Genomic DNA, 10,986 nt, shown 5'->3' on the forward strand with positions numbered 1-10,986 from the left:
CGCCCTCGCGTCAGCTCCCGGATTCACTGCGATTATAACGACTGAAGGTCGCCTCGTAAATCCCCCGTACCCGCTCCGTGTGACGCTGGTAGTCGGCCAGCAACCGTTCCCCCGGACCTCCACCGTCACCCGTATTGTACCCAAGACGTCGCGCGAGCCGATCGAGTGCGCTTGGATCCCGTGGCAACGCGGAGATCTCACGATCGGCCACGACTCGAAGACGATTCTGCACCGTACGCAGGAATCTGTAGGAATCGCAGAGGTAAGCGACATCCAGGTCGGCCAGCAGGCCAGCGCCACGTGCGGCCTCCAAGGCCTTCAGTGTATTATTCACCCGAAGAGTGGAGAGCGTCGATCCATGCGCGAGCTGGAGGAACTGGGCGATGAATTCGATGTCAACGATTCCGCCGCTTCCCAACTTCACGTGGCGCTCACCGGTTTTCTCTTTAGTCAGCTCCAGTTCCATTCGGCGCCGCATCGCCGTGATATTCGTCGCCAGGCTCTCTACTGATGTTGGTCGATAGATCAGCTCGGATAATGAAGCCATAAACGGCTCCGCGATGTCGAGATCGCCCGCGATGGGACGTACCCGGAGATACGCCTGGCGCTCCCACAGCTCTGCTGTATGGGTGAAGTGAGCCTCAAATGCCGCGAAGGACTGCGCCACCCTACCCGCCGATCCGCCCGGTCGTAGCCGGATATCAACCCGGTAGGCCGTGCCTTCCTTGGTGATGGTTGTCAGAATCTTACAGATCCTGTCGGCCAGGCGCCCGAAATAGTCGGCATGACTCACGCTCTGAGATCCGCCTGTCGTCACGCCTTCTTGCGCGTAGGCAAAGGCAAGGTCAAGGTCTGACCCATACCCCATCTCCTCGGCCCCACATTTGCCCAGGCCCAGCACAACGAACCCGCCTGAGGAGGGCAGACCATACTGCGTCCTCAGGTCTTCCCGACCCAGCCAATAGGCCGTCTGGACGCAGGCCTCCGAGAGGCGCGTCAGGGCGCTGCTCATGTCGACAAGGTCGGCCTTGCCAACCAGGTCCAGGATACCGATTCGGAACTCCTCAGCCTGTTTGAACCGCCGCAACGCATCCAGCTTGGGGCTCCCAGGCGGGGCCGTGGCTACGGCGCTCACACATGCCTCAATCAGCTCGCCGGGCTGACCAAGTTCAGCCTGGTCGGGCAGGACCAGTAAATCCACAAGCTCGGGGTGCCGGATTAAGATCTGCGAAAGAAATTCGCTTGAGCCGAAGAGTCGCATCAGGTGGACCAGGGCGAGCGGCGCCTGCTTAAAGAGATCGTACAGACCAGCGCTGGAACCGACCCCCTCGATAAACCGCTCACACTGGAGGAGAGCCAGATCCGGATCCGGCGCCTGTGTCAAGCCCTCCATAAGCGTAGGGGCCAGGGTAGCGAGGATCCGTCGAGTGCCGGCCGTATTGTGTCTGAAGGGAGGACCGTCGCGCAACATAAGTAACGCACGGACAGCGCGATCAAGATCCGAGATGCCCGCCGCTGCCAACGGCTCACGCACCACCCGTTCATCTGCCCTCCCACACAGAAAGTCGGCGAGCGGGTGAGACGGAATCTCCTCCTCCCCTGGAGGCGGCTCCCTCAGCAGGTGGTCGTATGCCTGTCGGACCGCCCGGATGTGCCGCTGATAGTCTTCCTGTAAGGCCAGCGCCGGGTCAGGCGATCGATTGGGAGAGTAGCCGAGACGCCGAGCCAACTGGGCAAGGCCGTCCTGGTCCGTCGGCAATATATGGGTTTGCAAGTGATGGAGGATCTGGATGCGATGTTCGACCGTGCGGAGGAAGGTATAGGCCGCGGCCAGTGTCGCGTGTTCATCGGCGGTCACGTGCCCACGATCAGCCAACCGCTGCAGCGCGCGGAGCGTATTCGACTCGCGGATCCACGGGTCGCTCGCTCCATACAGGAGCTGGAACGTCTGAACGATAAATTCCACCTCGCGGATCCCTCCATACCCCAGCTTGACGTGGCGGAAGGTCTCCTGGTCCAGCCTGACCTTGGTATCGATACGGTCCTTCATCGCTCGGATCTCTCCGATAGCACTGTAGTCAAGTGACCGGCGATAGGTAAACGGCGCAACCAGCTTCAGAAATGCCTCTCCCAGCGCCGGATCACCGGCTACCGCTCTCGCCTTGATCAGGGCCATGCGCTCCCACGTCTGCCCCCATGATTCGTAATAGAGCTCATACCCCCTGAGCGAATAGACCAGCGGGCCTACCCGCCCCTCCGGTCGAAGCCGCATGTCGACTCTGAAGACGCGCCCCTCCGCAGTCAGCTCGCCGATCGCTTTGATTACACCCTCGCCCAGGCGGGCGAAGAACTCGTGATTGCTCACTCTGCCGATGAGGGCGCCAGACGGGCCGGCAAGCCCTGCCGTCTCCCCGTCCCCCTCGTAGATGAACAGCAGATCGATATCCGAACTGAAATTCAGCTCCTCGCCGCCGAGCTTCCCCATCCCCACAATCGCAAACCCGCACACCTTGTCGCCGGAGGGTCCCGCACATTGAGGTTCGCCGTGCCGATGCGCCAGTTCAGCGCGACAGACCTCATACGCCCGTTGCAGCGCGACATCAGCCATCAGAGAAAGTTGCTGCGTCACACCGGTCAAATTCAGGTTGCCGAGGAGATCCTGAAGCCCGATCCGTAAGGTCTCCCGCATCTTGAATCGACGCAGCGCCGACCACACCCGCTCCTGACTTCTCGCCCTGGAGAGCAACCCATCCAACTCTCCGACCAGTTCCTCTTTGGACCTCGCCCGCCTGAGCAGGCCGGGCTCCAGCAGCCAGTGCAGGTCCCGGGGGTAGCGGATCAGGACGTCGGAGAGATGCTGCGAGCTCCCAAAGAGGGTGAGTAGAAGATCAAGCGACTTGGGACTGTCTCGGAACAGTGAGAAGAGAAATCCCCGATCAATCACAACCTCGACATACCGTTCGAGATTATTCAGCGCCATGTCCGGATCGGCGAGATTGGCCAGACGATCCAGGAGCGCCGGCAGAATTGATTGGAGCAAGTTCAGATGCGAGGATCCGGCCAGGCGTTCCAGGTTTTGCCGGGCCTGTTCAGGATATCGACAGCCGGCAGCAGCCATCGCTTCAACGCTGGGTAGAGACGATGCATTCATCGGATGGCCCTCACGACTTGATCACCGGAAAAACAACGAGCGGAAACGGCGCCGCCGTTTCCGCTCGCATGCAATCGAAGGCCGCGGGAGCGTACGACAACACGCCTCCCACTTTACGGGTATTACGGACTACCTCACCACGTACCCACGTCCGGTCATACAAGCGGCGTAGGCTCTGTCGTAACCATCCTTATTTCGCGCGTATGCACCGCCCCCGCCAATGACGGCGCCGCCGACCCCTCCGGTTGCCGCGCCGATGGCCGCGCCTCTGCCGGCGCTTCCGGTTGCCGCTCCAATGACTGCGCCAGCGGCCGCGCCCCCGACCGCGCCGAGTATCGCACCAACCCCTGCGCCCTTGGCGGTCTCCGCACCTGACGGATCAAACCCGCTCTGCTGCTTCGCCCATTCCTTACACTCGTACTGATCGCGACTGACCTGCTCCGCGGTCTGTCCACGCTGCGGATAGGCGTAGTAATCGGGCTGCTGCGTTGTCGCACAGCCTGTGACCGCTACCCCGAACGCAATCAGAACTAACCAAATTCCCGCGCGCTTCATCCCTTCCCTCCTCTGGACTCGGTCTAGGGTTGCCATGCACTACACTGGAAACAATGAGATAGTAGCATGCAGCTCTTACGCATGCAACCTGCATTGGGTTCAGCCGGTTCCTGAGACCGGAAAAAAAGAACGGCCCCGGAAGTTCAGCCGGGGCCGTTTATAGAACAAAGAACCGCAACTACTTATTATCAGATGTCGAAGTAAAGAGCAAACTCCCAGGGGTGGGGGCGAAGACGGATCGGATCGACCTCGTTCTTCCGTTTGTAGTCGATCCAGGTATCGATCAGATCCGGGGTGAAGACATCGCCCTTCAGGAGAAACTCATGGTCGGCTTCCAGAGCGTCCAGGACCTCTCCAAGGCTGCCCGGCAACTGCCTGATCTCCCTCGCCTCCTCCGGCTCGAGCTCATACAGATCTTTGTCGATCGGCTGTCCAGGGTCGAGCTTCTTCTGGATGCCGTCAATACCGGCCATGAGCATCGCACTGAAGGCCAGATAGGCGTTGCAACTTGGATCGGGCGTTCGAAACTCGATTCGCTTTGCCCTCTCGCTCTTTGAATAGAGGGGGATTCTGGCGGCGGCCGATCGGTTGCGTTGGCTGTATACCAGGTTGATCGGCGCCTCATAGCCGGGAACCAAACGTCGATACGAATTGGTGGTCGGCGCGATAAACGCACACAGCGCCGGCGCATGATGCAGCAGTCCACCGATGTAGTAGCGGGCTGTCGCGGACAGATCACCATACCCTCCAAGCTCCCAGAAGGTATTCTTGCCGCCCTTCCAGAGACTCTGATGGACGTGCATGCCGGAGCCGTTGTCCTGGAAGATCGGCTTGGGCATAAAGGTGGCCGTCTTGCCGTGCTTGCGAGCCGTGTTCTTCACGCAGTACTTGTACCACAACACCCTGTCCGCCATCTTGGTGAGCGTGTCGAACTTCATGTCGATCTCGCACTGACCGGCCGTCGCAACCTCATGGTGGTGGACCTCAATCGGAACTCCAACAGACTCCAGCGACAACACCATCTCCGAGCGGAGGTCCTGGAGTTTGTCCATCGGCGGCACCGGAAAATAGCCCTGTTTGTAGCGAGGCTTGTAGGCCAGGTTCGGCTTTTCTTCTTTCCCGGCGTTCCAAAATCCCTCCTCCGAGTCAACGAAGTAATAGCCATGCTGGTAGCTCTGATCGAACCGAACATCGTCAAAAATAAAGAACTCCAGCTCAGGGCCGAAGTAGGAGGTATCTGCAAGTGCTGTTGACGTGAGGTACGCTTCGGCCTTTTGCGCAATATACCGCGGGTCTCGACTGTAGAGCTGTCTTGTCACCGGATCCATGATATTGCAGATCAAGACCAGGGTAGGAACGGCCGTGAAGGGATCCATGATCGCGGTCTCCGGATCGGGAATCAGGAGCATATCCGATTCATGGATCGCCTGGAAGCCTCGAATGGAGGATCCATCGAACCCGATCCCGTCCGTGAACAGCTCTTCCGTCAATTCTCGCCTGGAAATGGAAAAATGCTGCCATAAACCAGGCAGGTCGATGAATCTGAGGTCAACGATCTTCGCACCTCGCTCGTTTGCCAGCTTGATAACGTCCTTCCCTTTCACCTGCGGTGTCATAGGACTACCCTTCCTCCTTCTCGGGTCGAACAATCGTCGTTGAACAGTTCATAAAGCGGTGGAATTTCTTTTCACCGCGTACCCTCAAATCGCCGCCTCGCCCCTCTCGCCGGTCCGGATCCGAATAACCTCATCGATCGACACAATAAAGATCTTACCATCTCCGATTCGACCCGTCTTCGCCGAGGACAGGATCGTCTCCACAACCTTATCGCACTTGTCGTTCGGAACCACAACCTCGATCTTCACCTTGGGTAGAAAGTCTATGGTGTATTCACTACCCCTATACAGTTCAGTGTGCCCTTTCTGTCGGCCGAAACCCTTCACCTCGCTCACGGTGAGGCCCTGGATTCCCACCTCGGCCAGAGCGCTCTTGACCTCATCAAGCTTGAAGGGCTTGATGATCGCCTCGATCTTCTTCATCCGCCATCCTCCGTCTCTGAAGGCGTTTGCCTCCCAGCCGAGGGTCTCACACCCCCGCTCCCGACACCACTGCCAGCCTTTGCACTCGCCGCTTGAGAGAGCAAATCGTATGCCAAGGCTCATGGCACATCGAATTCTGCGCGATCGCTCTGTCGGTCTGCAAAACCAGCACCCTTGGGATCTTCCCGGTTATTTTTCCCGCTCGTTAAGCCACCGGCTCTGCTGAAGCCTTACGCATTCCTCTACCTATCCTGACCTCTAATTAGGCAGCTATAACCGCCCCTCTCGAAGATACTTCGCCGCATCCTCCGGCAAAACAGGATTGATGTAAAATCCGGTCCCCCACTCGAAGCCTGCCACCTTGACGAGGGTCGGCATAATCTCAATATGCCAGTGATAATGCTTTACCTCGGTCTCCTGGAGCGGCAAACTGTGAATCAGGTAATTGTAGGGGGGGTTCATGAGCACCTGATCCATTTTGGCGAGGACCTCCTTCAGTATTCTGGAGCAGCTCACCATGTCGTGCTTCTGCGTGTCCTGGAAAAACGGTTCATGTCTCCTGGGAAGGATCCAGGTTTCGAACGGAAAGCGCGATGCAAAGGGCGCGATCGCGACAAACTCATCATTCCGCGCGATGACCCTGAGATCCTGCTGTAGTTCCTGGCGGATCATGTCGCAGAAGATGCACCGATCCTTGTAATCGAAGTAGGCCTTGGCCCCATCCACCTCTTCTCTAGCCTGCTTCGGAACGATAGGGGTAGCAATGAGCTGAGAATGCGGATGTTCCAAGGAGGCGCCTGCTGCCTCACCGTAGTTCTTGAAGATCAGGATGTACTGGAATCGGTCGTCTTTCTTGAGATCGAGTATCCGGTCTCGGTAGGCCCACAGGACATCCTCTACCCGTTCCTCTGGCATGGCGGAGAGTACGTCATTGTGGTTGGGGGACTCGATGATCACCTCGTGAGCCCCTAACCCGTGCATCTTGTCGTAGATCCCTTCACCCGCCCGATCCAGGTCTCCCTCGATCTGGAGCGCAGGAAACTTGTTCGCTACAACACGAAGGCTCCATCCGTTACGATCCGGCAGGTTACCATTCTTCCGATAGGCTATAATCTCAGGAGGCGTTTTGTCCTCATTCCCTGGACAGAACGGGCAAAACCCCAATTGCCTCGGCGGCGGAACAGCGGGAAAGTCCAAGGGGCGCTTCCCCCGCTCTGTCGAAATAATGACCCATCGCGAAGTGATCAGATCCTTGCGGAGTTGCGGCATCCGGTTGTTTTCCTCCTAATATCCCGAGATCCCCTCGCTTAAAAACCTCATAACAGTAAATCACGAGTCAAGGAATGTCAATGGGTAGACGCTGAAAACGGGGTGTCACGCCTGCGCCATCCTGGAAACCCGATGCTCATCAGCGGCTGACCGCAACACGTGCTCGCAATGCGTTGCTCGTGTGATTCTGTTCATCCACCACAAAGACCTCGACAATTTTAATCCCCTCGCTCTCCCATTTAAGGCTTGTTTCAACCTGTCCGATGGCCTGGCCGTACTTATCAGTTTTCAGGTTCACGACCTTCGGCGCAAAGGCTGGTCTGTAGATCCATTCCCGAACCTCAGAAGGAAAGATGCGAACCTCCACAATGTCAGCGTCGGTGTCCTGAAAATCAAAGGTGACTCTCACCGCTTCCCCGACCCTCACCTTCACAGGTTCGATCCGGAGATTAGAGATGATCGGCACACCCGGTCCTGCTGCGGTCGGCTTTATTCGCCAGCTCGCACAGGCTGAAAGTGCGAAGGCCAGAACGCTCACCAGCATTACCCGCTTCACCATCCTCCACCCCGAAGGTCTGTCATTACTCTTCAGCATCCTCGGATTTCCTCTCCACCCCCTCAAGACTCACCCGGTAGGTTCCCCTCCCTCCTTCCACACCGACGCAATACGATCCGGTCCCAAGGCGTAATCGGTAACTATCCCGCTTGTCCGGTAGACTCTGCCATGTTCGCCGCAATGCGTCAAATCTTCGCTCATGGGCGCGCAGGGCAGCGTATGCCTCCGGCGCGGAGATCTGACAAAATCGGATAACCTGCCCTGGCGTGGCCTGGCCCAATCGAAAGATGTCTTCTTGTATGACAACCGCAATCTTTGTGTAGCCGCCCGTCGTCTGGCGGTCAGCCAATAAGATCATCGGCTGGCCGTCAGCCGCCACCTGCACCGCCCCCAGCGGAGTCGAGTCGGAGATGATATCCGCGCCCGATCGGTGGGCGATCGGCGCTCCCTGGAGCCTGGCGCCCATCCGATCCATCTGTTGTGTAAGACGGTACGATCCGCTCAAGAACGCGCGAATTCCTTCGGGGGTAAAGTGGTCCGCTTGCAACCCAAGGACCACACGCACCGTAAGGACATCACCTATCGGCTCCAACCATCCCGGTGGCAGTCGGCGTCCCCTGAGCGCCATGGGCTGTCGCCAGACCCGGCCGATCGGCAGACGATCGCCCTCACGCAAGGCCCGGCCTTGAAAACCGCCAAATGCGGCAGGGAGACAGGTGGAGCGGCTCCCGAGCATGATCGGCACATCGATCCCTCCGGCAACAGCCAGGTAGGCGCGCAGCCCTCGTCGGGCGCGCTGGAGTTCAAGGATCTGACCGCCCCGGATGTCGATGGCTGTCCCGCATTCAACCGGCTTCCCGTCGACGAGCGGTTGCATATCCGCCCCAACGACCGCTACGACCAAGTCGAGGAGTGCACGGAGCGTCGGCCCCGCCGCCGTCGCCTCTAACCCCGCAAATCCTTCCTCGTTATCAAGCAGGAGGTTGGCGGCCCGCAGCGCGGTCCGATCCATGGCGCCGGAAGTCGGCACGCTGTATTTCTGATACCCGATCCGTCCGAGGTCTTGAACGGTGGTCAGCAACCCTGGCCTGATAATCTCAAAGGTGTCCACACCGTTCGCTTTCGTACTCCTGCGGCTCAATTCGTACGAATCGGACCTTATCACCCGGTAGAAGTAGTGTCGGTACATCGGCGGACGGGTCGAAGAGACGCACCGGTGTCCGGCCTATGATTCGCCAGCCCCCCGGGCTCTCAACGGGATAGACACCCGTCTGCCTCCCACCGATCCCGACGGAGCCGGCCCGCACCTTGAGGCGAGGCGTGGACAGCCGGGGGACCGCGAGCCGTTCCGAGAGGTCACCAAGGTAGGGGAACCCCGCCATAAAACCCAGCATGTAGACATGATAGAGCGACTCCGAATGAAAACGAATCACCTCGTCCTGTGAAAGACTACTGTGGCGAGCGACGAACTCGAGGTCGGGGCCGTATTCACCACCATAGACGGTCGGGACTTCTATCATCTTTGACGGCTGATCAACGTGGTCTCCTAATGAACCGTACAGCAGGCCGACCTGCCGCTTTAAGGCGTCACGGCTGACTACGAGCGGGTCGTAGTAGATCGCGAGCGATCGATAGGTGGGCACAGCTTCCAGCACGCCTTTCACCCGCGCCTGTTCCAAAGTCAGGCCCAACGCCCGGACTTGCCGGTTCACGGCGAGATCGATCTCGTTGCCCAACTCTACTACCAGACAGCTCTCTCCGCCGTCAAGAAACCTGACCGACAAGGATCTCCTCCAGCGGCATGGTCTTGACCCCCGCCAGCGCCAGTCGCTCTCGAAGCCGCTTCGCAATGGCCGGCGCGCCGGGGGTATCGCCATGCAGGCAGACGGTATCCACCGAACAGGAGATCATCCGACCGGTGACGGCCCGTACCTTTCCTTCCACCATCAACAGTACCTGATCGGCCACCGCATCGGAATCGGTGAGGAGTGCGCCGGGCGCCGAGCGGGAAACCAGGCTTCCGTCTTCGTTGTAGGCGCGATCGCCGAACCCCTCCACCGCCACCCTCAGGCCCGCCTCCCGCCCGGCCCCCACAAGCTCAGATCCGGGCGGCCCCACCAGAATCAGGTTGGGGTCAACGTCGGTGATCGCCCCTGTAACTGCCTTGGACAGCAGCCGATCATTGGCGGCCATATGATAGAGTGCCCCATGGGGTTTGACATGTTGAAGTCGCATCCCTTCAGCCTTTGCAAAGGCGTAAAGCGCCCCGATCTGGTAGAGGAGATAGTCCCTCGCTTCCTTCGGCGAAAGCTGCATCGGCCGGCGACCGAAGCCCAATAAATCCGGGTAGCCCGGGTGCGCTCCCACCCTGACACCGTGCGTCCTCGCCAGCTTGACGGTTCGTCGCATCACTTGTGGATCCCCGCCATGCCATCCGCAGGCAATGCTCGCCGAGGTGAGATACGGCATCAGCGCCTCGTCGCTCCCTATCGTCCAAGCGCCGAAGCTCTCCCCGACATCACTGTTCAGATCAATCCGCTTCGCGGTCATCGCAGGTTTAGCTCCGGGAGGTCATAAGCAACTTCTCCTGCGCGCGCCTCTTCTGTCGTCGGAGAAGTTGACATATGGTGAATTTTACAATATTGTGGCAACCAATGAAAGGTCTTTGCCGCATAAGTTTTTCGACAGGTTAGAGCGCTGGTGGTTCGGGTGGTAAACTGGTGCTGTTCAACGCAATACACACCGCAAGGAGGCGACCATGGCTGAGACGATCAAGCGTGTGGATTACTTCTATCTTGAAACCCCCAACAAGCCAGGAGAAGCGGCGCGCGTGCTGAACGCGATCAAGGAGGCCGGGCACAACCTGCTGGCCTTCTCCGGGTTTCCCAAAGGCCGGCGCGCCCAGTTGGATTTTATCCCGGACGATTCGGCAGCCTTTGCGAAATGCGCCAAGAAAGCCGGGTGCACGCTCAGCAAAAAGAAGAGCGGCTTTCTCATCCAGGGCGAGGACCGCATCGGCGCCGTCGCCGACGTCATGAGTAAGCTGGCGGATGCAAAGATCAACGTTACCGCTTGCACTGCCGTCTGTGCCGGCGGAAATCGGTACGGCGCCATCCTCTGGGTCAAGGCGCCGGACCTCAGGCGGGCCGCGAAAGTACTCGGTGCCGCCTAACGCATTTCAGTATAAAGGCGCATATGTGCCCGGCCCTTTGGGGCAGATTCAGCCCCGAAGGGCCGTTGCCTTTTCCACGGTCCCCCATCGGTTCTGTAGTCGTGATAGCAACTGTCTTGGTTGTCAAGAGCTACGCGCAATATTTATGGTCCACGGGGTCTGATGTTTGAGCATCGCATTCAGAATGGTCAGCAGCTTCCGCATACAGGCGGTCAAGGCGACCTTCTTCGCTTTCCCGGCTGCA

The 10,986-nt window shown here is 59.0% G+C and carries 11 protein-coding genes; 1 reads left to right on the top strand and 10 read right to left on the bottom strand.

Annotated features, from left to right (window positions below; translation table 11 throughout):
• Window positions 1-10 precede the first annotated feature (10 nt).
• From glnE to KGL31_08965, 9 genes are all read right to left on the bottom strand, one after another.
• A complete protein-coding gene (gene glnE / locus KGL31_08925) occupies window positions 11-3,151 on the bottom strand; it encodes a bifunctional [glutamate--ammonia ligase]-adenylyl-L-tyrosine phosphorylase/[glutamate--ammonia-ligase] adenylyltransferase (protein ID MDE2322019.1) in 3,141 nt (1,046 codons plus the stop codon).
• 129 nt (window positions 3,152-3,280) lie between these two features.
• Window positions 3,281-3,706 carry a hypothetical protein gene (locus KGL31_08930; protein ID MDE2322020.1) on the bottom strand — a complete coding sequence of 142 codons (426 nt, stop codon included), beginning with the start codon at window positions 3,704-3,706 and terminating at the stop codon, window positions 3,281-3,283.
• Between the two features lie 188 nt (window positions 3,707-3,894).
• Window positions 3,895-5,322, bottom strand: coding sequence for a type I glutamate--ammonia ligase (glnA, locus tag KGL31_08935; protein MDE2322021.1), 1,428 nt, complete (start codon window positions 5,320-5,322; stop codon window positions 3,895-3,897).
• Window positions 5,323-5,406: 84 nt separating this feature from the next.
• Entirely contained in the window at window positions 5,407-5,745 is a 339-nt protein-coding gene (locus tag KGL31_08940; GenBank protein ID MDE2322022.1) for a P-II family nitrogen regulator, read from the bottom strand.
• Between the two features lie 270 nt (window positions 5,746-6,015).
• A complete protein-coding gene (gene galT, locus KGL31_08945) occupies window positions 6,016-7,014 on the bottom strand; it encodes a galactose-1-phosphate uridylyltransferase (GenBank protein ID MDE2322023.1) in 999 nt (332 codons plus the stop codon).
• A 139-nt stretch (window positions 7,015-7,153) separates the two neighbouring features.
• Entirely contained in the window at window positions 7,154-7,609 is a 456-nt protein-coding gene (locus KGL31_08950) for a hypothetical protein (protein MDE2322024.1), read from the bottom strand.
• Window positions 7,596-8,759 (bottom strand): biotin-dependent carboxyltransferase family protein, encoded by a 1,164-nt coding sequence (locus KGL31_08955; protein MDE2322025.1) that lies wholly within the window; start codon window positions 8,757-8,759, stop codon window positions 7,596-7,598. Before KGL31_08955 ends, KGL31_08950 begins: the two co-directional genes overlap by 14 nt.
• On the bottom strand, window positions 8,668-9,447 hold the full coding sequence (gene pxpB / locus KGL31_08960) for a 5-oxoprolinase subunit PxpB (GenBank protein ID MDE2322026.1): 780 nt from the start codon (window positions 9,445-9,447) through the stop codon (window positions 8,668-8,670). Before pxpB ends, KGL31_08955 begins: the two co-directional genes overlap by 92 nt.
• Entirely contained in the window at window positions 9,335-10,120 is a 786-nt protein-coding gene (locus KGL31_08965) for a 5-oxoprolinase subunit PxpA (protein MDE2322027.1), read from the bottom strand. The genes pxpB and KGL31_08965 overlap by 113 nt, the downstream gene beginning before the upstream one ends.
• Before the next feature lie 208 nt (window positions 10,121-10,328).
• Here KGL31_08965 and KGL31_08970 point away from each other — a divergent pair, with 208 nt between their 5' ends.
• Entirely contained in the window at window positions 10,329-10,742 is a 414-nt protein-coding gene (locus tag KGL31_08970; protein MDE2322028.1) for a hypothetical protein, read from the top strand.
• Window positions 10,743-10,865: 123 nt separating this feature from the next.
• On the opposite strand, the gene KGL31_08975 is transcribed toward KGL31_08970, so the two are convergent.
• Window positions 10,866-10,986: IS110 family transposase (locus KGL31_08975; protein MDE2322029.1), on the bottom strand; the 121-nt coding region annotated here is incomplete at its 5' end.

This window comes from Candidatus Methylomirabilota bacterium (assembly GCA_028870115.1).
Classification (GTDB): domain Bacteria; phylum Methylomirabilota; class Methylomirabilia; order Methylomirabilales; family Methylomirabilaceae; genus Methylomirabilis.

Excerpts from the sequence above, each read along its gene's own strand:
- galT (MDE2322023.1), bottom strand. The coding sequence starts at position 7,014 with ATGCCGCAACTCCGCAAGGATCTGATCACTTCGCGATGGGTCATTATT.
- glnE (MDE2322019.1), bottom strand. The coding sequence starts at position 3,151 with ATGAATGCATCGTCTCTACCCAGCGTTGAAGCGATGGCTGCTGCCGGC.
- KGL31_08970 (MDE2322028.1), top strand. The coding sequence starts at position 10,329 with ATGGCTGAGACGATCAAGCGTGTGGATTACTTCTATCTTGAAACCCCC.
- KGL31_08950 (MDE2322024.1), bottom strand. The coding sequence starts at position 7,609 with ATGCTGAAGAGTAATGACAGACCTTCGGGGTGGAGGATGGTGAAGCGG.
- KGL31_08930 (MDE2322020.1), bottom strand. The coding sequence starts at position 3,706 with ATGAAGCGCGCGGGAATTTGGTTAGTTCTGATTGCGTTCGGGGTAGCG.
- KGL31_08965 (MDE2322027.1), bottom strand. The coding sequence starts at position 10,120 with ATGACCGCGAAGCGGATTGATCTGAACAGTGATGTCGGGGAGAGCTTC.
- KGL31_08955 (MDE2322025.1), bottom strand. The coding sequence starts at position 8,759 with ATGTACCGACACTACTTCTACCGGGTGATAAGGTCCGATTCGTACGAA.
- glnA (MDE2322021.1), bottom strand. The coding sequence starts at position 5,322 with ATGACACCGCAGGTGAAAGGGAAGGACGTTATCAAGCTGGCAAACGAG.
- KGL31_08940 (MDE2322022.1), bottom strand. The coding sequence starts at position 5,745 with ATGAAGAAGATCGAGGCGATCATCAAGCCCTTCAAGCTTGATGAGGTC.
- pxpB (MDE2322026.1), bottom strand. The coding sequence starts at position 9,447 with ATGGCGATACCCCCGGCGCGCCGGCCATTGCGAAGCGGCTTCGAGAGC.